A 23,959-nucleotide genomic window follows, 5' to 3' on the forward strand; every position below is an offset into this window, starting at 1 on the left:
AGGCTGATGCCTCTGCACGTTGAGTAGCACTCAAAAATTATTTAGGACAATATTGCAGATAATCACCAAAAAAACTTGTTACGAGACGGTTCGAGACGGTTTTAATCCCCAAAACGGCGTGTCAACGGTTGTAATCGGATAGTTTTTCCAATGCCTGCTGCCTTGTCTCGTCGATGAACTGCAGTAGCACACCCGGGTCTATGTGTCGCCGCCCCATTCTGACGGTCAGGTGCAGATGCGGCCCGGTTGAACGTCCTGTGTTGCCGCTTATACCTACCACCTCCCCCGGTCTCACACAGTCACCTTTCTTCACTCGCCATTCGGACAGATGGCAGTAGCTGACAGAGAAGTCCCCGTGCCGCACAGTGACATATTTCCCGGACACCTTGTCCTGTCCGACCTTCACCACGATGCCGTGCATCATGGCGTATGTCTCGCACCGGTCAGCCTTCAAGTCCAGTCCGTTGTGTTTCCTGCGTTTTTTCGTGAACGGGTCTGTACGCACGCCAAAAGGCGAAGTCACAAAAATCTCCTTCAGCGGATATGACACGCTAAGATAGCTGTCAATCCACTGCTTCCGCATTGAAGCGGTGTCGGCTGACGACTCCGCCGATGCCGCTTCTTCCGTAATCTCTTTTGTTTTCCCTACCGTCCCCTGTGTGACACGTTCAATCCTGTAACGTGCCGCATGGGGCGTTATTGTATGGAACTGTGCCGATGCAGCCATGCAACAGCCCAACCCCGTCATGAGCAATAAATTCCTTAACATGGCGCAAAGGTAACAATACCATATCAAACCACATTCTATTTTTACATATATCAGTTTAAGCAAAATATCATACTCTAAGCAACTGTAATACTTGTTTATATCGCATCAGAGTATAAAAGTAAGTATGATTATTATGTCTTATATTAAATAAGCATAAACCAAAGTAAAATCATACTTACAAACACCTCTGAATCGGAACAACACATATAATTTTGCGGAAAACGACAACCCATAAAATTATAAAAATGAAAATTCAAAGATTTCAGAGCGAGGAACTGCCTTACGGCATACTCGACAGATTCGGGCTGACACAGGATATGCTCGAAGACCTGCCCCAGAAGGCGATAGAGGACATTCTTGACGGTCGCCGTTCCCCGGTGCTGCCCATCAGCGTCACCGACGAAAGCGGCGAGGAAATCCATGCCCGCACCCGCTTCGCGTTCATCCGCATGGACGACGACAGCGTCGATGTGGTGTTCTATCCACAACTCAAAGCCGGCCGCCTCGACCGCTTCACCGAGGAAGAGCGCAAGGCTTTGCTTGAGCACCGTCCCGTCATCGCCCCAGTCACCACTCCCGAAGGAAGGGAGATACAGGCATTTCATCAGATAGACCAGGGCACCAACCAGATCATCTACGTGCCTACACCCGTCATTGGCCGCAATCTCGAATACGCAGCCAACGAAATGAAGCTCACCAATGCGGAGCTTACCTGTCTGCAGAAAGGATTGCCCATTAGCGTCATGGACGGCGATGACCTCTACACCATCGGCATTGACCTCAATGAAAAGACCGGTGTGCGTCTCACGCATGGTGACGAGAAGAAATGGCGCGAGGAACAGCGACAGGGCTTCGGCAGATACAACTTCGGACTGAACGGTTGCTGGGTCTCCGACGAAGAAGGCAACCTCGACTATGTTCCCGAAGCATCCTATACCGAGGAACTGTGGGAAGAGATGCGCAAACGCAACAACATGACCCTCAAACACTAAACCGCAAGCAAGATGAAATACGAACCTGAAGAGAAACTTATCGAGAACGTACAGTCCGGCGAATACGGTTGGAAAGAATACATCACCCGCCACTCGCGCGAGCTGGCACAGGAATACGAATGGTACTGCCACCGCCAAGGGCTTGACCCCAATTTGGAAGAATCGGCTGTCAACTTCATGGAAATGAAGAACGCCCTGCTTGACGAGGCACTGGAAAACGGAAACGCATAAACAATAAGTATCATGCCTATAAGGACAAACACCAATCCGCGCCCGCTTGAACTCACTCCCGAACTGCAGGACATCCTGCTCCGAAACGGGATGCAGGCTCATGTGGCCGCAAGCAGCAACGGTTTCGCCTTGCTCGTGCAGGGGCATGATTCCCCGTTGCTGAACTATCCGATTACCGAGAAACAGCTGAAAGCCCTGACCGACTGGGGAACAAACACCGCCAACCGCAAGGCTTACAACACATTCGCCAGCATTGTCGCCGCCGACTTCGATATGCCGAAAGACTTTGTGCATGCCCGCAATGCCAACGGTCGTGTGGCGATGGGCTTACACGGCTACCGTATCGGCGTGGGCGAATACGGCAGAGTAGCTCCGCACCGTCGTCCACCCATGCCGCCGCATCACATGATGGGGTGGTCATTCTTGGGGTGGACACCGAGGATGCAAGAAGGATTCCACCTGCGCCGTATCGGAGGACAACTCTATTACCCCGGTGCCCCAATGGTTCCGAACCGACCCGATGGACGCATGAAGCCCGGAGAACTGCAATCCGGCGGCTATGGCTTCTATTACAAAGGCTATAACACCGCTCCCGTGGCAGGAAAGGATGTGCTGTCCGAATTGCAGACGGTAATAACCCCTGTCAGACAGCCGCAAAGACCGACCACTCCGGCAATTTCGTATAAGGAAGCCATCACTTCCGATGTCTATTTCTCCAATGAGAAATGGCAGGAGGTGCTGGCGAGCCACGGCATACTGGTGGATGCGGAGAAGAAGACCGTCACCATACAGTCCTCGGCACTGGAAGCAGACCTGCAGTACAACCTCACCGACGAGGAACTGGCTGTATTGACTTCCAACTCCATCAAAGACCAGCCTATAGCCAAACGCCTTGAGACGCTTAACGGTGTCATCAAAGAGGATTTCGCCGATGCCGTCACCATGGACATGCTCAACAGCGACAAACAGATTGACATAAAGCTCCATCCCGAAGTTCAGGCAGATCTCGACCAACAGATTACCCGACAGGACGAATATTACCGACAGCAGGATAATCAGCAGGACTTACAGGTGGAGCGTGAGCCATCACTCCGTGACAATCGGCCCAAAGGCGGCGTGGTCATGGACGGCAACGATCTGGGCCTTATAGACGAGAACAAAGGATGGTTCCGTGAAGGGCGGCACGGGCGTGAAGTCACCGTCGATGACATCCGTGTGGAACCCGTGCAAGGCGAGGGTGAGGCGAAATACCGTATGACTGCCGTCATTGACGGCGAGGTGGTCAGTCACGAGATTTCGCAGAAGCAGTATGAGAAATTCATGGCATTGGACGACCTGCACCGCATGAAGCTCTTTTCAAAAGTGTTCAAGGAGGTGGATATGAAAGACCGCTATCCCGTGGGGCTTGGCACGAAAATCACCGCCGCCCTGTTTGCGGGAGCCGTGGTTACACATGACCTCCTGCGCGGTCCCCGTCCCATGCCGGACATCTATATGGAAGGACACCGAGGCCCGATGCCGCATGTCTATTTCAAACCCGGTGTCGATTCACCGGCAGATGTCGCCGCACGGCAGTTCGACGCCATGAGGAATCTGCCAGACGACCGTGTCCCCGGCATGGGACACGGCCTTTAACTGTAACATAAACCAGCGGCCATGTCAGAACTTACATACGACGATTTCAAAAGCAGGGTGAACATCCAGGACTTGTTGGTGGACGCCGGCTACCGGCTCAACCGCAGGGACGGCATGCGCTATCCCTCGTATGTCCGTATCGGCAGCGACGGTAAGCGCGTGCATGGCGACAAGTTCATTGTGACCGCCAACGGCCTGTGCTGTTTCCAGCCCCCTGAGAGAAAGAACTACAATGTCATCAGCTTCATCAAGGAGCATCCGAACCTCTTCGCCGAGTACAGACCCGGCATGTCGGGTGACAGGCTTGTCAACCTTGTCTGCAACCGCCTCCTGAACAATCCCGTGAACGACCGTGTGCCACGAGATTTCGGGCGGCAGCGCGAGACACGGTCTTTTGACATCTACGAATACGAGACACAGGGCTTTATCAATGGCGACTGGGAATCGCAGAAACGTTTCTATCCCTATTTCCAGAACAGAGGTATCAGCCTCCAGACCCAGCGGGCCTTCTCCGACCATTTCTTCCTTGCCACAAGGGAACGTGGCGGCAAGACATACACCAACCTGTCATTCCCGCTGTCGCTTGCCGCATGGCCGGGCAAGGACATCGTGGGACTGGAAGAGCGCAGCCGCCCCAATGCCGATGGCAAGACCGCCTATAAAGGTATGGCCGCAGGCAGCAATGCCGCAGAAGGTCTCTGGATAGCCCGTCTGGAAAACAACCGCAGCGACATGGGCTTCACCCGACCCATTGACAAAGCGAAGGATGTCTATTGGTTCGAGAGTGCGTTTGATGCGATGGCCTTTTACCAACTGAAGATGAACGAGCCGGGGAACGTGGGCTTTCATGACCTTTCCAACGCCGTGTATGTGTCCACCGGCGGCTCTCCGACAAAAAAGCAGTTCTCGTCGATGATCGAGCATACGCCCGAGGCCATCCACCACCTCTGTTTCGACCGGGACCGTGCCGGACGTATGTTCGCAGTCAACTTCGCCCTGCAAAAAGAAGGAAGGGTGTTCACCTCCCACCTGTCGCCGGACAAGGAGCGTCTTGTTGTTACCGACATGACCAAAGGCGTCAAACGTCACGAGCTGTCGATGGAACCGTTTGACTTCAAAGACATTTGTGAAAGGCTGGGAATCGACAGGCGCGGAATCGGATATGAGCCTTGCGACGAAAGGTATAAGGACTGGAACGACCAGCTGCTTGACAAGCCCATGAACAATGAGGAAACGCAAACAAAAGGGATGAGACGATGAAAACACAGACACAACCATCATACAGTTTCGGGACATTGGTGTTCCGTCCCCGAATCAGGCAATATTTCGCCAATGACCTGATTATTACCATCGTCTGCATAGCCGGGCTTGCCGTGGCCGGAATTGACGGCATGTTCATGGGTAACATCCTGTTGTGGGCATCGCTGGCAATCGCCCTCTGCCTCATATACCGCTTCCTTTATCTGCGGAGCATGAGGTTTGTCATCACAGACGAACAATTCATCTATGAGCATGGCGTGTTCCAGCGCACTCGTGACTTCATGGAACTCTACCGTGTGGTCGATTTCCGGGAAGAGAGCAGCTTCTTACAGCAGTTGTTCGGACTGAAAACCATACATATCTATTCCGGCGACCGTTCCACACCCCGCCTTGACATGGTGGGCATGGACAAGAGCAGCAATCTTGTCCCCTTTATACGTGAACGTGTAAGTGCAAACCGCAAACGAAATGGAATATATGAGATTACGAACCGCTAAAATACTGACAGTTGTACTTGCCGTCTTCGCCGCTGTGTCAGCGAGGGCGCAGGTTGTCGTGTCCAATCCGTTGGAATGGCTTGCCCTCGCCGAGGGTAACGAGGCCATCAACGGACAGGTGAAAGACCAGACCGATGCACAGACCCGGACAGCGGTTCTGCAGAACACCATAGCCGCCGAGTTCACCAAGATGCACGAATGGGAAAAGAAATACTCCGGCTACCTGCAGACCGTTTCCGGTTTTGCCTCTTCACTGAAAGCGTCCGCCACACTGTATGAAGACGGTGTGCGTATCTTCATCACCCTGGGCAAGCTCAAGAAAGCCATCGGTTCCAATCCGCAGGGCATTGTCGCTACCATGTCAATGAACAACCTCTATCTGGAAACGGCGACAGAGCTTATCTCTGTCTATACACTCTTGAAGGAGGCCATCGCCACGGGAGGAAAGACAAATATGCTCACCGGTGCGGAACGCTCGCAGACGTTGTGGGCATTGTCCGACAAACTCGGCACATTTTATAAAAAGCTCAACAGGCTGTACCTGAGCATACGGTACTATACGCTTACCGATGTGTGGAACAACGTCAGTGCAGGAATGATGGACAGAGACATCGGCAGTATTGCCGGTGATGCCTTCGGCCGGTGGAAACGGGCAGCAAGAACATTAAAATAAAGGAGACGGCATGATAAGGACGGTACTGATCATATTGATATTGGTTTTCGGCATCTGCAAGGGTCACGCACAGACAGACCCTGTATTGTCCGGAATGATTGTCCTATATACCGACAAGGCAGAGAAGCAGCTCAAGTCACAGGAGAAAGTAATGTTGCTGCAGACTACCGGGCATATATGGACGAAGGAGGAAGTGGAAGCCACGACCGACTTCCAGCGGCAGTTTAACGACTATCTCGACTCGTTTCGCTCGGTAATCAGCTATGCGGCACAGATATACGGTTTCTACCACGAAATCGGGAAACTAACAGAGAACATGGGCGCATTGAGCCGCCAGTTGGAGAAATCTCCTGAAAACGCGCTTGCCGTGGCACTCACACCTCGCCGGAGCGGTATATACCGGGAACTGATACTCGGCAGCGTGGACATCGTGAACGACATCCGGCAGGTATGCCTCTCTAACGTGAAAATGACGGAGAAGGAGCGCATTGAGATTGTATTCGGCATACGCCCGAAACTCCATCTGATGAACCGCAACCTGCGCCGGCTCACGCTTGCCGTCAAATACACCTCCCTGTCTGATGTGTGGCGGGAGATAGACTGCAGGGCAAAGAGTTACGATGTGGACAAATGGAAAATTACGGACGAAGCCTTCTCGCGCTGGCGGAGTAACAGTAAGATAAGACCCGGAAAATAAAACATGAACAACTTGTAACAAGGCTTATGAAGATTGGACTGATAGACGTTGACGGACACCACTTCCCGAATTTCGCACTGATGAAACTATCGGCATGGCACAAATCAAAAGGTGACATTGTCGAATGGGCAGACGCGATGTTCGGAAACGGCTATGACCGTATTTACAAATCAAAGATATTCACATTCTCGCCGGACGAGAACAGTCCCTGGACCTGTGAGGTTATCAAGGGCGGCACCGGGTACGACATAAAGAGCCAGCTGGCTCCGGAAATTGAAGTATCATCCCTGATGGATTATTCCCTCTATCCGCAATACGACTATTCCATACAGTTATTCTCTCGCGGCTGCATCCGTCATTGTCCGTTCTGCTTGGTTCATGACAAGGAGGGCGGCATACACCCCGTGGAACCAGTGCAGCTGAACCCCAACGGAATGCATATCGAGGTGCTTGACAACAATTTTTTCGCCAATCCGGAATGGCGATCTGCTATCGACTATCTGCTGAAGGCAGGGCAAAAAGTCAATCTCCACGGTGTTGATGTGCGCATCATGGACGAGGAACAGGCATACTGGCTCAACAGGCTCCGTCTTTACAAGTCCATACATATCGCATGGGACTTGCCGCAGATAGACCTGACCAAAAAAATCACAGAAGTAACTCGATACATAAAGCCGTGGAAGATCATGTGCTACATCCTCGTCGGCTACAACTCGACCATGGAGCAGGACTTATACCGCATCGAGCGGTGCCGGGAACTGGGCATCAAGCCTTATGTGATGCCGTATCGTGACTTCGACAACAGAACACAGCCCTCGCAGTATGCGAAGGATCTCGCGCAATACGTCAACAAGCCGATGCTTTTCAAGTCATGCAGTTTCAGAGACTTCTCACCACGGAAAGGATTCAGGTGCGAGGCTTATTTTCAAACGGATAATACGATAACACTCTAAAATACAACAGATATGGGCAAATGGGCAACAATATTCAAAGGTGGCAAATACATCTTCAACAACCCGGCGACAAGAAGCCTTGGCGGAGCCGTCATCCATCCCCAGCGCACCCTTGTGGGCGCAGGTCGCGCCGTGAAAACCGCCACGGTCGGAGCCGGTGTGGGCTATCTCGGCTGGGAGGCACTTGTCAATGACAAGCCGGTGGTGAGGACGGTCGCCGACATAGCGATAGGAAGCGACAATGTGGATGCAGTGGTGGACACCACAAGCAAGACCGTCGATAGCGTGCAGGAAACGGTACGGGATGTAAAGGAATCCGTGTCCGGTCTGAGCGGTACCGTGCAACAGGCCAACAGCACATTCGGAGGCATCTCCGATTTCCTGAAGAACGTATGTGGGGGCAACGGTGCCGATATGTTCGGCAATTTCTTCTCCAACATAGGGAAAGGCAACGTGTCCGGACTGAGCATCGTCGGACTGCTTGCCGCCGGACTGATGATATTCGGACGGTTCGGCTGGCTCGGCAAGATTGGCGGCGCACTGCTCGCCATGATGCTTATCGGCAATAATTCCCATGTGGCACAGGTGCAGGAGAACCCGCAGGCAGAGAACCGACAACCGGGAGGACGGCACAGATGAACCGTACCCGAACAAGTTTGACAAGACAACAGGTAAACATATAAAAAGGATATGGAATATACACAGGAAATGAACCTGCAGTCAGAGAGCGGCTACTGTATGCCGTTCAATGACAAGAAAGAAGAAGTGGTGCTGACCCGGACTTATGGAAAACAGGAGGACGGGAGTTTCAACCACGGCATAGACCTCGCCGCAGACCGCTATGTGCTGCGTGCGGTGGCGGACGGCATCGTTACCGCCATCGGCACGGACAGGGTACACGGTCTATACCAGACGGCCCGTTACGGGAAATACGATGTGACCTACGGCGGCATACGCAACGCTATGGTTGCTTTCGGCAAACGTGTCAAAGCCGGAAGCATCCTTTCCATCAGCGGTAACACTCTTCATCTGGAGGTGAAGTATGACGGAGCGGAGATAGACCCCGTAGAGTTTTTGAAAATGCTTTTCGGTAACATGAAGATGTCCGGCACGGAAAGCGGCATGCCCGACTTCGAGACCCTCGATATGGACATCCCGACGGATTATGACGAGAACATGGAAGAGATCGAGGGCCTGATGGCAAGGTTCTATCCCGAATACCTGATGGAGGTGGCCGGAGGTCTGTACGTCGTTCCCGACAAGACAGAACAGTCCCTGCGCAACATCTTCTCCCTGTCGGCGGCACGGAGCTATTTCTATGACGCCATACCGTCGATGGCCAATCCGCTCGGACTGTCTGAACGGTCGGTGCCTATCGCCGCCAAAGTGCAGAACCTGCTTATCGGGGATTTTCTCAACTATCTCGCCCTTCGGCACAGGATATTCCTGTCGGTCATGGATGAAGCGAGTAAAAAAAAAGCTATGACGAAGCCGTCGCCACCGCCGGAATCATAGACCCGCTTGCCGACCTTGACATCGACGTGCGGAGCTTCGACATCCAGCGGCTGGTGACTGTCTATCCTGACAGGTCCGGCATACGCTGGTGGACGAAAGCCTGGTTCAACGGTTCGGAAGACGGTGAGGCGGCCGTGGAGATAGAGCGTGAATGTGCGATACAGTTCCTGCTTGACCGGATAGACAAAGAGAGGATGCTTGAGGAGTATTATCCCAAACAGATGGAGGTGTATCACAATGCCATCGAGCAGACAAAAGAAAATTTATTGAAACAACTGAACATATCATAATGGCGCAACCGAAAAATACAAAAAGGCTGTCAGAGGTGGAATACTGCCTTAGCAGCTATTTCAACGCACACTTCGTGCCGGTCATGAACCGGGAGAAATCGGCATTGCAGACGGCACAGGCAAAAGAGATAGCGGACTATTCCACTTCATTTGCCGGCATCATGCGGTCGCTTGCACAATCATCCTCTTCCGCAGGCATACCGGGTCCCGATGATACCATGCAGTACCTACGGCTTACCGGCAAGGAATGTTCCAAGACCGCGGAGGACTACGTGGGGATGTGCAAGGAGAGCATACTCGGCAACAAGGATTTCGTAGCCGACCTCCAGCGTCTTGCCGGGGAATGGCGCAATGCGGTGGTGGCCGAAGTGGGACGCAAGCGTTATGACGAACTTTCCGCAAAAATCGGTTCAGACCTGGCACTCGCCTATGTCGATCACCGTATCGAGCAGATGATGGTTGACCGTATGGTGCGTGAGCAGATGCCCAAAGGATCTTTCGACTATATCATCCGCAAGGGGGCGGCCGGCAGCCTTTTCGGATTGCCACAGGAAATGATGAAGTCACCGTTGCAACGTGAGATAGAGGAACGTGGCGAAGCCATATACAAACCGTCGAAAGCGGAAAAAGGCACGGCTAAGGGTGTGAGTTTCGCAGCGGACGTGGTGGCTTTTGGCGGCGTGTACTCATGGGGCTCGCTTGCCAGACTTGCCGGTGCGGAAGTTGTGTTCTCAGGACTTGAGTCCGTACTTGACAAGAAACAGCAGAAACAGGGATTGACGGTTGACCAATGTGTCAGCACGGGACTGTTCGGTAATGGCAATACACTCTCGGATATACGCAAGGAAAGTTTGCGCATCAAGACATACGAGAGCAACTATATCCAGTCAGTCAACGGCACTCTGTCCAAAAAGATGCCCATTCTGAAAGAAAAGCCGGCATGGGAAATGGACTGGAACCTCGGCAATTTGCAGAATCCTTTTTTGAATCAGGGAAAAGGACTTGTGCCTTTCAAGTTCTCTCCGATAACTCTTGGCAAACCTCAGACGGCAGATTGTGGAAAGAACTTCGCCAACGTGCCGTCTGTCATCGCTCCAGGTCAGGAACAGGCATACCTTGACTGGAAAACGCAGCATGACAGGGAGCAGGCACAGAAAGCGCAACAGGAAAGTCCCGCAACAGAAGAAAAAACTGAATCACGTGGACAGGAAACGACAAACGATAACACTCAAGAAATTGAGGACAACGGTGAAGAAAGGGAAAAGGAGACACAGGCACAAGACAATAACGACGGCTGGGTGAATCTTCTCAGGTCGGTCGGGCTGGACGGCATCGGTGACATCGGACGTAACCTCCCTTATGTAATAGCCATGCTGCCGGATATGCTTGTTGGACTGTTCACCGGCAAGACCACCTCCTTAAACCTCAAAAGCGGAATGATGCCTCTGGCTTCCATCCTTGTAGGAATGTTCGTCAGGAATCCTCTTCTGAAGATGGTGCTGATAGGTATGGGTGGTGCCAACCTTGTAAACAAAATCGGACATGAGGCGATAGAGCGTGAACAGGACGGACACAGTCCGACCGTCCGCTACAGGCAGTATGACGATGAAGAACTGAATCCACGCATATCCGGTGCTGTCATACGGGGCAACACGCTGATAGCCACCATTGACAACGTGCCTTGCTCGGTGATGCTGCCCGAAAATGCGGCACAGGCATACGCCGCCGGAGCATTGCCTTTGAATACGCTTGCCAATGCGGTGCTTGCCCGTCACGACCGCATGAAGGCGATGGCGGAAGACAATTACCGCAGTCTGGAAATCGAACAGGAACGGCAGCAGGAACGCGGCATAATCCTCAGATAAACCAATACATCAATATATAGCAATGAAAGAAAAGACACCACAGGAACAGACGGCGGCCGCCAGACAGGTGGAGCTGCTGTCAAACGCTCTCAACGGGGCATCTACGGAAGGATACTGGCTGAACGTGTCGGGACGCCTCTCTCCGAGAATCTATCCCAAAGGGGCTGCACTCAGCCCGTTCAACAGCCTCACGCTGATGCTCGACGCTGACAGCCATGGATATTCCACCGCCTTGTACACTACGTTTTCGGAAGCAAGGAAACGTGGCGAATCCGTCCTCAAGGACGAACGCTCCGTACCGATGAACTGGTACCGGTGGGACTCATACGTCAACAAGCACGACGAGAGAGACATTATATCCCGTGACGACTACCGCAGCCTTCCTCCTGTGCAACAGGAACAGTACAAGGCAGTAAGAAAACGTGAGATACACACACTTTTCAATGTGGAGCAGACCACTCTTCCCCATGTGGATGAAAAGGAGTTCGAGAAGTTGCGACAGCAGTTCGGCGGACGAACCGACCGAGGCAACATCCTTGCGGAGGAACGCCAGACACGTTCCGCAGTCAACAGGTTTCGTGAGCAGATTTCGCAGAACCTTGTACCAATAAGGAAATCGACCACGGGAACGGCGGCATACGACACTGGCAAGGATGCCGTCTATATTCCCGATCAGAAGCATTTCGGCAATTACATGGATTATGTGCAGGAACTGGTGCGTCAGGTGGTGAGTGCCACCGGCCACCGTGAGCGTATGTCGAGGGAAGGCATGGTGATGAACGGCGGCAAAGCACCGTCAGGTGATGCCTTGCGCTATGAGCGTCTTATCGCCGAGATAGCCTCCGGTCTGAAGATGGCGGAGTTCGGTCTGCCGGCGAAACTGTCACCTGAAAGTCGTGGCATGGTGGAATACTGGACAGAGGAACTGAAGGAGAATCCCTGCCTGATAGACGCTGTGGAGAGCGATGTGAACAATGCCCTTGATGTCATCCGCAAGGCTGAAAAGGGAGAACGCATGGAATCGGCCCACGAGCGCAACAAGCAGCAGACGGAGGAACTCAGGGAACAGGAAGAGGGACGGCCGCAGGTATCAGTTGCGGATGCGCTGGTATTGCAGGACATTCTCCGCAAGGGAGGTATGGAAATCAATGACCGTAATTTCCCGGGAGGACAGGATGACAAGCGTGAGTTCCTGGCCCGCTTTGACGGACTTGGACATTACGACACGCTGACACAGGACTCACTCACCAATGCACGTCTGAAGCATGACGACCCGGAGCTTGTCAATATAGCCTATACACAGGCTGCCGGTTCTGCTGCATGTATCCATCGCCTTTGCAGCGAATGGCTACCGCAGGAATGGGAGGAAAAAGGTGCGCATGTTATAGCTGACGACATTAATGCCGTTCCGGACAAGCGCAGCCGTGAGTTCGTGGTGGTACTCGACAAGAACACGGGGATTGCCGATGTGGTACTTCCCACTTCCGCCCGTTCAGGAGGCGATGTCGTGATGCCCAACGGTGACCGCCGCAACTACTGGATGTCACCCGACGAGGTGATGACAGCCGATGAGCGCAAAGAAGCCGGTGCGAGAGTAGTATCGCATACGATTCCCGGATTTAATAAAGAGAAGATAGCGGCTGCGTTGATGGCTCAGGGTGCCTCATACGTTAGGTTCTATAATAAGGACGGGCAGTTGCGCTACCATCCTGATGATTCCTATTTTGCAGACAAGCAGGTGTATTCGGCCAGACTGGACGGAAGGGAGATAAGAAATGTTTCCGCTTTTGATGTCAGCGAGGCAGTCAGCCGCGCTACGGAAGTGCAGTTCGAGCGAATCCAGATGCTCCGTGACGACACGGGCGGATGGGCATTGTACCTCAAGCCTGAAAACGAGCCGTCGTTCAGCATCCGTCCGGACAAGAATGACATCAACCGTTTCTTTTCCACCGTCAAGCAGGATGACCGTGTGGCTGCAGGTGCGGTACGCAACGAACTGGCTCAGAAATACTATGCTCTCGCACAGGCTGAACCCAACCTGAAGGTTGACCTGTTCGGTGCCATGCCGGACGGTATCGACCCGCTGCGCATCAAGCGCGTGAACGTGTTCAAGAGCAAGGACGACAAGATACTGTGTGTCCCCGTAATCGATGGCATCGACAAGGTGCAACCGCGCGAAGTGAGCAAGCAACAATGGCAACGGATGTGGGTGGCAGAAGATGTGGCCCAATACAAGACCTGTCTCGCCGCTACGTTGTTCTCTGACCTGCTGATGCAGAAAACGGAGGAACAAACCGTAGAAAAGCAGCAGGAAGAGGACGCTGCCGTTGTCCGTCCTGATGTGGCGGCAGTGCGTCCCGAACTCCAGCAATATGAAGAGTTGAAAGAAAAGCATCCCGATGTCATCCTGCTGTTCCGTCACGGCGGCAATTATGAGGCTTATCAGGATGATGTGCCAAGTATGGAAAAGACATTGGGACTTGAAAAAATCGAATTCGGAAACCAAAAGGAAGATGTCCATGCCGTGAAAGTGTCATTCCCGACAGATATGCTGGATGTCTATCTGCCGAGACTCGTGCGGTCAGGAGCAAGGGTAGCCATTTGCGATGCTGTTGAAAACATTTCTGCTGACAGAAAAGCCGGTATGTCACTTCCTCAAAATGCAGTTAGCGCAGCGGAAAATATGGAACGTCACACAGGAATAAGAATGTAGGCTATGGCAGGAAAGAATCAGGCATACGCAGAAAGATATGCGGAATTTGCGATGGAGCAGATGCGTCTGTACGGCATACCGGCTTCGGTAACGCTTGCTCAGGGCATCCTTGAGAGTGCAAGCGGCCAGAGCCGTCTCGCACAGAACGAGAACAACCATTTCGGCATCAAGGCCACGCAGTCATGGATAGCCAACGGTGGCAAATACGGTCTCTACTCCGATGACAAACCGAATGAGAAATTCTGCAGCTACGACAGTGTGGGCGATTCCTATGCCCATCATTCCAGATTTTTGAAGGAGAACTCCCGGTACGCATCCTGTTTCAAACTTGATGCGGACGATTACAAAGGATGGGCACAGGGGCTTGATAAAGCCGGATATGCTACAGCCGGGAAATATGCGCCCGCGCTTATATCCATTATCGAGCGTAACGACCTTCAGCGATATGACCGTATGGTAATGGAAGAGATGAACGCCAAAGGGCTGAAACCGGGGCAAGGAATCCCACAGTTGCAGTCCGGCAATAACAACAGTGCGGAACATGATTATTCTTTCCCGTTGAAACGAGAAGAGTTCCTGTTCGTTACATCGCCTTTCGGTATGCGTTCAGATCCGACAGATACTTCCAAAAAGCAGATGCACAAGGGGATGGATATACAATGCAACAATGAAGCTGTGCTGGCGACGGAAAAGAACGGCAAGGTTGTAGCGGTGAATGAAAACGCCAACACAGCTGGTGGAAAGTCGGTCACCGTAGAATATACTCGTGAAGGCGGAGCCAAGGTACAGGTCAGCTACCTGCACCTTAATTCATTTTCTGTCAAGGTCGGCGATACAGTAAATGCCGGACAGCAGATAGGCGTTTCCGGAAATACTGGAACCCGGACCACTGGACCGCACCTGCATTTAGGTGTGAAGCAGATTGCAGCGGACGGTACTACCAGGGACATGGATCCCGCCGCTTATCTTGCGGAGATAGCCGAAAAAGGAAATATCCGTCTCACCGCCATGCACGACGGTCAGAACCTGTTGGCGAAATACAAAAGCCAGAACCCTAACAGCCCGGCAATAGACACCTCGTTATCCCCGGAAGAATGGATGAAGAAACTCCTGTCATCCGAAGACAGCGGTATCGGTATGGGCGGATTTGGACAGGATCCGGTCATGGAGATGGCTATGACGCTGTTCACTTCCCTCATGGCATTGGCCGTGCAGATAGATAGCAAGACAGAAGAAGAGAAGATGGCTGCAGCAACAGCCGCCGCCCTTGACAAGCGCATAGACCTTACACCGCTTGTGCAGGGAATGAGGGAATGTACGCTTCAGGTCAAGGAAGGCGAGACTCCGTTACTGTCCGTAGATACCGGTACAAACCGTTTCACGGCACAGCTGTCTTCGTCAGACATGAACCGTATGAACCTCGTCCTGTCGGACAGTACCCTGACCGCCGACGAAAAGAAAGAACGTATTTCCGGTATCATCGGTAATATCGCGCTCAACGCCCAGTTGTCGCAGGATTACCGTCAGGGAATATCGCAGCAGTCACAATCAGAGAATATTTCAATCAAATAATCACTCACATTAAAACAAAACAGTATGATTAAAGTACAAGCAACAATCAACGGCATCATCAGCAAACCGGCAACAATCCGTGTGTCTGGAGACGGTAAAAAATTCATCGGTTTCCTTGTTAAACTCTCTGTACCAGGTTCGCGTAACAATATGCCGGGTAAGGAACTGTCCATATCCGTAAGTAAGGACGGGGACGAATCGGAGTTGCCTTCCCTCGCAGCAGGAACACGTATAGAGGCGACTGGAACACTGACCTTCCGAAAGACCGGCGACAACCTCTATTTCAATTTCCATGCAGACACGGTGAATCTCAGCCCCGAATCGTCCAAGGATGCCATTGAGGGCACAATGGAGTTCAAGGGGACTGTCGGCAAGGGAGTTGATGAGAAAACCGACAAGAAAGGTGGAAAATATGTGTCGTTCTCGGCATATTCCACAGAAAAGTCCGGGGATGCTCTGCAGTTCACATGGGTACGCTTCATCAAGTTCGATTATGTCAAAGAAGCGTTTCTCGAAGCCAAGGCGAAGATACATGCCACCGGTAAGCTGACAGTATCGGCATACAATGGCCGTATTGACCTTGACTGCCGTCTGGAAGAGGTCAAACCGTGGGAACGCCAGCCATTCCCACAGACAAAGGACAACGAAAACCCACCGATCTGATATGGCATACAGGAAATACAACGACAACGGTGACGGACGCAGTGCCGAAGACCGCGCCCTTGACAGGTTCGCAGACCTCATGGTGGAGAAAATAAAAAATCTCCAGTCAGACTGGCAGAAACCTTGGTTTACCGAGGGCAGCCTGAAATGGCCCAAGAACCTGAACGGGAGGGAGTATAACGGTATGAACGCCGTGATGCTCATGCTCCTGTGTGAGAAGAACAACTACCAGCTTCCTGTGTTCTGTACCTTCAACCGTGTAACCGGAATGAATTACTCCGTTGGGAAGGACGGCAGCCGCAAGCCGCTGGTGGATGGTAACGGAGAGAAACTCCCGGCCGTCACAGTCAACAAGGGAGAGAAGTCATTCCCGATATTCCTCACCAGTTTTACGGTAGTGAACCGCGAGACCAAGGAGAAAATCAAATACGAGGATTACAAAAGACTCTCCGAGGAAGAGAAAAAGCAGTATAATGTCTATCCGAAGCTGAACGTATATAATGTGTTCAACGTGGACCAGACCAATCTGAAAGAGGCCCGTCCTGAACTGTATGCCAAGTTGGAAGCACAGAACCAGATCACCAGACCGGCATCCCTTGATGGTGAGAAATTCTCTTTTCCTGCCATGGATGAGATAATCAAACGTGGGCTGTGGCTGTGTCCCATTAAGCCGACACATCAGGACCAGGCATACTATTCCATATCAAAGGATGAGATAGTTCTGCCAGAGAAATCGCAGTTCATCAACGGGGAGGCGTTCTATGGAACGGCGTTTCACGAAATGACACATTCGACCGGTTCCGAGAACCGTCTCAACAGGCTGAAGCCAACGACATTCGGTTCGGATGATTATGCCCGTGAGGAACTTGTGGCCGAACTGGGCAGTGCCCTTGTAGCTTCGCGCTACGGCATCGTGAAGAATGTCAAGGATGAATCAGCAGCATACCTCAAGTCATGGCTCGACAGCCTCAAAGAATCCCCCGAGTTTATCAAGACAACCCTGCAAGATGTACGTCGTGCCACATCCATGATAAACCACCGCATCGACATTGTTCAAGGACAGATAGACAGCTACCAAGCCACTCCCGGACATACGACCGAATACCCCGATGTCTATGACATCGACAATGACGGCAACACGACAGAGGTCGTTCATATAGAGGATACACCTTTCGACATGATGCGTGAGGACGAGGAAGTGCCGTTCCAAAGGACTCACCGCAGCCGCTGATTAAACACGGTAAAACCTTTCGCAATCCGCCGGGACACCTGTCTTAGGCGGGTTGTTTTTTATGCAGTCATGGAAGTGTCAGCGTCCATTCCTCTTGTTGAACTCTTCCCAGTCATATTCGTCCATGTCCGGTTTCCAGAATGAACGCTTACGTTTGCGTCGTGGCTTCTTACGCTCACGGAAGCCCAGGACTCCCGACAGCCACCATCCGACCAATAGTAGAAGTATTATTTCCATATTCTGTTATTTCCAAGTTAGTATTTGCCATATTAAAGATACAAAATAATCCGCACATACACAAGTTTTTAGCGGATTATTTTCAATTTATTTTTCATGTGCTCGGATGCGAGCTGAATAAAAAACGCCTCGAAATTGTCCGAAACGACATAAATCTTTTGCAGATAGAAAAGACTATTACCTTTACACCCAATAGAAGCAACCAAGCCTCTTCGCAATGCTCAAATCGGCATATATTAGGTTATTTCAGGTTGTCCGCATACTTTTTCCCTTACTTTAATTTCCTAAAACCGAACATCAATATAAATCCTATGTCTCTTTCCAAAATTCGATGGACATGTATCGTTTTGACCGTAAACTCAGATTGATTCTATTATTTCCTGACGACAGGGAACAGGATGATTTAACCTTTGAAATTTTGATGATTTTTCAAGTGTAAAGCCGCCTTTGTTTATTGAAACGACCACAAGACATAGTAGTATCTAAACTCATTTTTTTTGTAAAATCAGGCGTTTTAAGCGCAAATATTTGTACCTCGACGTTCTCTTAATAGTCATTTTTTGTATGTCTGTTTATGCAAAAGACAGCCCTAACCTCACGGTCGGGACTGCCTGCAAAAAAATGAAAAAGTTAGCTTCTTAGTGCTCGTCTATTATGGCAAGAAAAGTCTGACGATGGTGTTTCTGTTTGCTTTTCCCGGTGTATAATCATCAATACCGCCCCTTGAGATTTTCTTGATATTGTTCTCCAGAATGCCTCGTTCTTTCAGGCATCCGGCGATAAAGGTGGCTCTTTGAGAACCGAGATTTGAATTGATCATTTCCGTACCAGTAGCTTTGTCGGCCGAACCTGTAATTTCAATTCTAAGGTTGTATTTCTTAGCGATACGTGCAATCTCGTCGATGTTCACCAGTTGTGATTCCTCTACAAGATTGTCGGTGCCGAGTTCAAAGAAGAAATATATGGGTGCACCGAGTGCGGCATTGCCGTTAATGACATCATCCGCATAACTGTTATTGTTCCCGTCACTGCCGACTTCTGCCTTGCTTCCGTTGCTTTCCCCGGACACTGCATTTTCTGACCGGTTATCCTTTTCGGGACTGCCGTTTTTGCCATCACGGAGGCGTTTTCTAAGTGAGTTAAGCCCGTTGTAGTCGTTCATGGTATAGCCTCCTGCCGAGGTATTACCGTGGTCATCGACACGTTCAAAACATCCGGCATATTTGTCAAGCAGTCCCTCGATTTCAAGAATCTTTCGGAGTTCGGCAATCAGCCTGGCTTTTGCTTCATTCTCTTTGGCAAGCCTTTCATTCTCTTTTTCTTGTTCGTATGCTGCAGCCTTCAGTCGCTCATTGAGGATGACATAAGGCCGTGCGTCAATGACCTTTTTCCATCCACGGTTCTTTCCGAAAGTCCATGAGACACCAGCCGAAAGCGTCAGTAGGTGGTCTCCGATTTCTCGTGCAGAACCAAGACCGTCGGCATCCTTGAACGTGGTCGCGTCACCGATTTCAGCGGTGATATGCAGTCCATCGGCAATGCGAAAACGCCCTTGGACACCATAATTGAAAGCGAAAGGATTGCGCCCGGCATCACGGTTGTCAATCAATCCGACACCGACAAAGGGAATAATATCCCACCGACATTCCTTATCACCCTTAGCTATCGACGGCATCAGGTTCACAAGGAGGTCGGCATGATAATGACGGTATTGTTGGTTCGTCAAAGCCCCGCTTTTCCACTCGAAGCCTTGAAATACGAGACGGTTTCCCACCGATGGTGTATGCCATTTGCCTAATGATATTTGTAAGGCAGGTTTGATGCGTCCGAACAGATCATCGCACCCCAACGGCGAACCGATAAAGGATGATGCGCCTCCCGAGACGCTTATAAACCAGTTGTCTGTCCATGAAGGAATGATTGCACCGGAGAGATATTTCGGCTTTTTGCGGAGCGTAATTTCCTTTTGTGCGGCTTCGATTTCCTTCAATTTCATCTCCGCATGGCTGACCGCATGGGCATTCGCGTCAAGCAGTGCCACAAAGGTCACAAGCATTGAAAATAAGATTTTCTTCATCGTTTGAATTATTTGAATTAGTGTTATATCATTTACGTTTTACAGATTTTCCGCCTGACGGACGCATCATTTTTGCCGCACGGAAGAGACAACGCCGTGCCCAAAGAAGGTCGTCCTCGTCATCTTTCCGTCCCCAGGGCAGGTCGCTTCCGCCTCCTCCGCCACCGTGTCCCTCGGCAAAAGTTGTGGCACCATCAACATATCCGGCGAACAACAGTCCGGCGCATTTTAGAATCTCCTCTCCACGTTCCGCAAGGTCTCCAAGCAGCGTGTTGTTAAATACTGAACCTGCATCGCCGAGCGTTGGCAAAGTGCTTTTAAGGCTGTCAATGACATTATTCACGAAAGCATCCGCAATGCGAAAACGAACCTGTTGGGCAAGGTCACCGGATGCCTCTCGGACATCTTTCTTGTAGTCCTCTGCCTGTTGCCGGTATTCGTTGGCTTTCTCTTTGGATTCTTCCTCCAGCTCCCGGTATTCAGATAATTTCCGACTTGCCTCGGTCAGTTTCTGACGCTTGTCCGTAAGGGAATCCAGCACTTTCTCATAGTCCTTGCTAAGCCTGTCAATGTTCTTTTGCAACTCGTCAGCATTTCCTTTTCCGGCTTGCAAATCGGTAGAGAGCTGTACCATTTCCTGCTCCAGTTCTGCTTTGCGGTTCTCCAGATTGGCTATCATTGTGGTCAGTCCTTTTACCCTTCTTTCAGCATGAGATACTTCAAGTTTCAACTGTTGCAGCAACGATTTGTCCGATTCGATTTGCGTCTCAAGGTCTGCACATTCCCTGCTCAACAGTCGTCTGTATTCATACGGAGGGATATTTCTTGCCCCGGTCTTAGTTATGTCGGATCCTCGCACCAATCCCCATTTCTCATTCACTTTGGCAAATTCATCGTGGAGCGACCGCATATAGTCCTTGTAGTCGTACAAGTCTTTCCCTCCGAATATTTTCTTGAAAGCGAAGCGTCCATCCCTTATCGGAAGCAGGGTGCAATGGCAATGTGGGTTCGTCTCATCGAGATGCACGACAAATCCGGCAATGTTCTCTTCGCCCCATTTGTCGGCGACAAAACGATACACATCCAGTGCCCATTTCTCAATGTCCGGACAGCGTTTTATATGGGAATTGTCGGCATCCTTATTCAGATTTACAGTCTGAGTTCCGAAAGCTAACTCGTGCATCCTTGCTCGTGAACCACCGAAAATAAAGTTCACCACCGTGCGGAATTTCGGCTCCGGCAATCCCTCGTTAGGGTCTTTGATTCCACGCGCCGACAGTATCTCACGGATGCGTTCAGGGATGGATTTTGTCTTATCAAGAGGAACGATTTTTCCCTTCACGATTTCAAAATTCAGGCCGTCGCGTGTGCGGTCGTAGGCTCCATATCCCGATGCCCGGCCCCATTTTTTATCGTCCCAGTTACGTTTATGCTCATCGCTTTGAGCTTCGGTGAAGCCCTTTGCAACCTTGAGATCCATGACTTGTTTTTGTGAATTTGCCATGATTTTTTCGTCGTTTTTTTGATTTTCCGAAGGCTTTTTGGGAGCCATCCGACTTCATTTTTTTTGAATTTTGCGAAGAAAATTCTTCCATAACTTCACAGCTTGCTGCCGCTTTTGGCGGTCTGTCCCGGTTTTCTGCTGAAAATCCGGGGTATTATGCTTCCCAACAGCCGCAAAGCGGCCTTTTTGGGCGTAGCCCGTCCGATAATGAGGCGGCAAGCCGCCGTGTTATCCCGTATGCGGAGTCGTATCGGTTCCTGTTTCGGGCGCAGCCCGTCCCTGATAGCCAAAGACGGTCGGATTGGTGAGGACACCGTGCCTTATAAAAGGAGAATAATATTCGAGGACCGCAGCGAGCCGTTGCATCGTAGTGTCCGGTAACGACGGCGGGAACTCCGTGTTGTCGCAGCGGTCATCTATCAGTTTGAGTCCACCGATAGTAAGCAAGGTGAAGAACCTTGCAAAATCGGAATCGCAATCATCAATGAACAGACAACGCAAGGCATCCGCCACACGGTCGTCTTTTGGAAAGAAACCGGAAGGATGCAACACAAGATGATTGACCAACCGGTGCAGCCGTCGTCCGATTTTAATGTCGTGCGGGTCGTCCGCATCCAACTTCTCGACATCATGTTCGGTCTTTGAAATCACAGAGTCGAACATGTCCGCCAGTTCCTCGATGGACATCGTGCCGAAGATGAAACGCAGACGGTCACGTTCTTCACGGGACGGAAGCCGTGTAAGTGTCGGAGTGCCGGACATGCATACGGGAATGGATATGACCGTCGCCTTCCCCCGGCGTTCAACCGAAATGGCCCCAGTCTTGGTCATCTCAAGAAAGAAATTGCGCACGTTGTCGCGTGACCATCCCCAAACGACAGCAAGCTCGCTATATGAAGTCACAAGCTGGCCAACGGAAAGATGAAATTCCTGTCCGAAGGATATTGCTGTGCTCGGCTCTTTGTTCGCACGTTCCAACAAATAGACAAACGCACTGTAACGTGACAGCCGTCCGCCATCAGCAGGCCTGTCTTCCTGAAGGCTGCGGAGCAGGGCCATATTTGTCGTGAGACTAAAAGTATCTTCTGATTTCATATTGTCTGGTTTATGATTACACTTCGTCCTGTTCATGTCCGATCTCTTCAAACTCTGCATCCTCTATCTCTTCGTTAAACACATGCTTCCGTTCTCGCTCGGATTCCTGCAACATAGAGTTTCCTGATTCATCCCAACGGAAATATAATTCGGAAAGCTCCAGCAGGTCTTCGTAGCAATCCGGGCGGTACGCACATTCCGTCAGGAGCATTAAGTCTCTGAGCAGACGGGACGGATAGAATACTGTTCCGCAGAGCAGTACACCGATGGAGAAGCCAAGAGGCATGAAGTGCGGAATGAAGAGGCACGTCAAGGAGAGAACCATGCCGACCCACAGGACACGGCAATCCTGAAGGAAGTAGATAAATCTTTCACAGAGACTGTGGGAGAACATCGCAAAGCACAGCACCGATGACGGGATGAGGTCATAATGGTTCTGGAAAATCGTCAGGTGATAGAAATGGAATGCCAGCAGAAAAAGCAGCAACATTTTGGTGTACACTTTCCTGAAAGCGAAACTCATCGCCATGTTACGGTAGAAGACGAGCATGGCAGGCCGTTTGTTTTTATACAGGAACGGTACGACAAGGAATGTCGGAAACATCAGTGAATAGAGAATCTTTATCAGCATGGTTGTGTTATTTGAGTTGTTAGTTATAAATCGGAAAGTTCGAGCCGGATGAATCCATAGGATGCACGGTTTATAATCTCTTCAATGTCATCAGGACTTATTGTTTCTTTGTTCCACCGCTCCTTGAAACGAGAACCGCGTTTGAGTGAGCGCACTGCCTTTTCAAGATTGTACTCCGGAATGTCCCACACATGGCCTTGCTCATACAGCCCGTGTTTACGCAGGGCGACAAGTGTAAGCACACGGCAACGTACTTCCCGAAGTTCACGTCCTACCTGAACCATCATGTTACGTTCCCTGTCGGCATGAAGCACGGTTATCCAGGTGCGCCTTGCACGGATTATCTCGACAATTCTGTTGTATGCGGTCTCTTTCATCCTATAAGTGGCTCTGGTTTATTTCATGAAGTCGCGCAGGAGATCTTCCTCCTTGCGGGCAAAGACGACCTTGCTTTTCGCCGTCTGGTCGTTAAGCTCGGCCTGCAAGTCAAGCCCGAAATTCTCAAGCGAATCATAAAGCGAGGCGTACAGGGTATCGCAGATGCCATTGTCATCACTGATACCGTTGACCTTGTACAGATAATCGAATGACGGATTGGAATAGGCACAGCACTGGTGTCCCATGACTGTTGCTTCAGACGGAATGATATGGTAAAGGATAATCAGTTCCATCTGGTCGTCGAACTCGTCAAGCAGGTCGCTTATGTTACAGGGCTTCGGTAACTTGAACTCAAGGATGGCCATACCGTCGAAGATTTCTGCACCGGCATAGTTCGCGCGTGACATCAGTGACGGCATCTGCATGGAGATGTATGTGAGGAATCTCTCAATTTTGTGTTTCAGCATAATTGTATTCGTTT

The 23,959-nt window shown here is 51.0% G+C and carries 23 protein-coding genes and 1 pseudogene; 16 read left to right on the plus strand and 8 right to left on the minus strand.

The window, feature by feature from the left end; all coding sequences use genetic code 11:
- Window positions 1-121: 121 nt before the first annotated feature.
- Complete coding sequence (locus E5354_RS11330; protein WP_123482774.1) at window positions 122-769, minus strand: M23 family metallopeptidase; 648 nt, start codon at window positions 767-769, stop codon at window positions 122-124.
- Window positions 770-1,014: 245 nt separating this feature from the next.
- Here E5354_RS11330 and E5354_RS11335 point away from each other — a divergent pair, with 245 nt between their 5' ends.
- The 16 genes and pseudogenes from E5354_RS11335 to E5354_RS11410 form a co-directional block, all read left to right on the plus strand.
- Window positions 1,015-1,761, plus strand: a complete 747-nt coding sequence (locus E5354_RS11335; protein ID WP_123482773.1) for a DUF4099 domain-containing protein — start codon at window positions 1,015-1,017, stop codon at window positions 1,759-1,761.
- Window positions 1,762-1,773: 12 nt separating this feature from the next.
- Window positions 1,774-1,992 carry a hypothetical protein gene (locus E5354_RS11340; RefSeq protein ID WP_123482772.1) on the plus strand — a complete coding sequence of 73 codons (219 nt, stop codon included), beginning with the start codon at window positions 1,774-1,776 and terminating at the stop codon, window positions 1,990-1,992.
- Between the two features lie 12 nt (window positions 1,993-2,004).
- Window positions 2,005-3,627, plus strand: a complete 1,623-nt coding sequence (locus tag E5354_RS11345; RefSeq protein WP_123482771.1) for a hypothetical protein — start codon at window positions 2,005-2,007, stop codon at window positions 3,625-3,627.
- 21 nt (window positions 3,628-3,648) lie between these two features.
- Window positions 3,649-4,887: a toprim domain-containing protein gene (locus E5354_RS11350; RefSeq protein ID WP_123482770.1), complete on the plus strand. Its 1,239-nt coding sequence runs from the start codon at window positions 3,649-3,651 to the stop codon at window positions 4,885-4,887.
- Window positions 4,884-5,384 carry a PH domain-containing protein gene (locus E5354_RS11355; RefSeq protein WP_123482769.1) on the plus strand — a complete coding sequence of 167 codons (501 nt, stop codon included), beginning with the start codon at window positions 4,884-4,886 and terminating at the stop codon, window positions 5,382-5,384. The genes E5354_RS11350 and E5354_RS11355 overlap by 4 nt, the downstream gene beginning before the upstream one ends.
- Complete coding sequence (locus E5354_RS11360) at window positions 5,365-6,057, plus strand: hypothetical protein (RefSeq protein WP_123482814.1); 693 nt, start codon at window positions 5,365-5,367, stop codon at window positions 6,055-6,057. The genes E5354_RS11355 and E5354_RS11360 overlap by 20 nt, the downstream gene beginning before the upstream one ends.
- A gap of 10 nt (window positions 6,058-6,067) precedes the next feature.
- On the plus strand, window positions 6,068-6,754 hold the full coding sequence (locus tag E5354_RS11365; RefSeq protein ID WP_123482768.1) for a hypothetical protein: 687 nt from the start codon (window positions 6,068-6,070) through the stop codon (window positions 6,752-6,754).
- Between the two features lie 26 nt (window positions 6,755-6,780).
- Complete coding sequence (locus tag E5354_RS11370; RefSeq protein WP_123482767.1) at window positions 6,781-7,707, plus strand: hypothetical protein; 927 nt, start codon at window positions 6,781-6,783, stop codon at window positions 7,705-7,707.
- Window positions 7,708-7,719: 12 nt separating this feature from the next.
- Window positions 7,720-8,346, plus strand: a complete 627-nt coding sequence (locus E5354_RS11375; protein ID WP_123482766.1) for an antitoxin — start codon at window positions 7,720-7,722, stop codon at window positions 8,344-8,346.
- Window positions 8,347-8,397: 51 nt separating this feature from the next.
- Complete coding sequence (locus tag E5354_RS11380) at window positions 8,398-9,222, plus strand: M23 family metallopeptidase (RefSeq protein WP_123482765.1); 825 nt, start codon at window positions 8,398-8,400, stop codon at window positions 9,220-9,222.
- Window positions 9,216-9,512 (plus strand): hypothetical protein, encoded by a 297-nt coding sequence (locus E5354_RS11385; RefSeq protein ID WP_123482764.1) that lies wholly within the window; start codon window positions 9,216-9,218, stop codon window positions 9,510-9,512. Before E5354_RS11380 ends, E5354_RS11385 begins: the two co-directional genes overlap by 7 nt.
- A 35-nt stretch (window positions 9,513-9,547) precedes the next feature.
- Window positions 9,548-11,377 carry a hypothetical protein gene (locus E5354_RS11390; protein ID WP_246863802.1) on the plus strand — a complete coding sequence of 610 codons (1,830 nt, stop codon included), beginning with the start codon at window positions 9,548-9,550 and terminating at the stop codon, window positions 11,375-11,377.
- 22 nt (window positions 11,378-11,399) lie between these two features.
- Window positions 11,400-14,090, plus strand: coding sequence for a zincin-like metallopeptidase domain-containing protein (locus tag E5354_RS11395; RefSeq protein ID WP_123482762.1), 2,691 nt, complete (start codon window positions 11,400-11,402; stop codon window positions 14,088-14,090).
- A 3-nt stretch (window positions 14,091-14,093) separates the two neighbouring features.
- A complete protein-coding gene (locus E5354_RS14430) occupies window positions 14,094-15,662 on the plus strand; it encodes a glucosaminidase domain-containing protein (RefSeq protein ID WP_123482761.1) in 1,569 nt (522 codons plus the stop codon).
- A gap of 24 nt (window positions 15,663-15,686) precedes the next feature.
- On the plus strand, window positions 15,687-16,325 hold the full coding sequence (locus E5354_RS11405) for a hypothetical protein (RefSeq protein WP_123482760.1): 639 nt from the start codon (window positions 15,687-15,689) through the stop codon (window positions 16,323-16,325).
- Between the two features lies 1 nt (window position 16,326).
- Window positions 16,327-17,397 (plus strand): annotated as a pseudogene (locus E5354_RS11410) (ArdC family protein); the annotation flags it as partial.
- A gap of 237 nt (window positions 17,398-17,634) precedes the next feature.
- Here E5354_RS11410 and E5354_RS14235 read toward each other — a convergent pair.
- The 7 genes from E5354_RS14235 to E5354_RS11440 all read right to left on the minus strand — a co-directional run bounded on the left by E5354_RS14235 (window position 17,635) and on the right by E5354_RS11440 (window position 23,945).
- Complete coding sequence (locus E5354_RS14235; RefSeq protein ID WP_160246872.1) at window positions 17,635-17,793, minus strand: hypothetical protein; 159 nt, start codon at window positions 17,791-17,793, stop codon at window positions 17,635-17,637.
- Between the two features lie 652 nt (window positions 17,794-18,445).
- Entirely contained in the window at window positions 18,446-19,870 is a 1,425-nt protein-coding gene (locus E5354_RS11415) for an OmpA family protein (RefSeq protein ID WP_123482758.1), read from the minus strand.
- 28 nt (window positions 19,871-19,898) lie between these two features.
- On the minus strand, window positions 19,899-21,374 hold the full coding sequence (gene mobV, locus E5354_RS11420; protein WP_123482813.1) for a MobV family relaxase: 1,476 nt from the start codon (window positions 21,372-21,374) through the stop codon (window positions 19,899-19,901).
- Between the two features lie 228 nt (window positions 21,375-21,602).
- Entirely contained in the window at window positions 21,603-22,469 is an 867-nt protein-coding gene (locus E5354_RS11425; RefSeq protein ID WP_135939735.1) for a hypothetical protein, read from the minus strand.
- Between the two features lie 16 nt (window positions 22,470-22,485).
- Window positions 22,486-23,100 carry a hypothetical protein gene (locus E5354_RS11430; protein WP_123482756.1) on the minus strand — a complete coding sequence of 205 codons (615 nt, stop codon included), beginning with the start codon at window positions 23,098-23,100 and terminating at the stop codon, window positions 22,486-22,488.
- Between the two features lie 23 nt (window positions 23,101-23,123).
- Window positions 23,124-23,477 (minus strand): hypothetical protein, encoded by a 354-nt coding sequence (locus E5354_RS11435; protein ID WP_123482755.1) that lies wholly within the window; start codon window positions 23,475-23,477, stop codon window positions 23,124-23,126.
- An 18-nt stretch (window positions 23,478-23,495) separates the two neighbouring features.
- A complete protein-coding gene (locus E5354_RS11440; protein ID WP_123482754.1) occupies window positions 23,496-23,945 on the minus strand; it encodes a hypothetical protein in 450 nt (149 codons plus the stop codon).
- Window positions 23,946-23,959 lie beyond the last annotated feature (14 nt).

It is taken from the genome of Muribaculum sp. NM65_B17, assembly GCF_004793735.1.
GTDB lineage: Bacteria > Bacteroidota > Bacteroidia > Bacteroidales > Muribaculaceae > Muribaculum > Muribaculum gordoncarteri.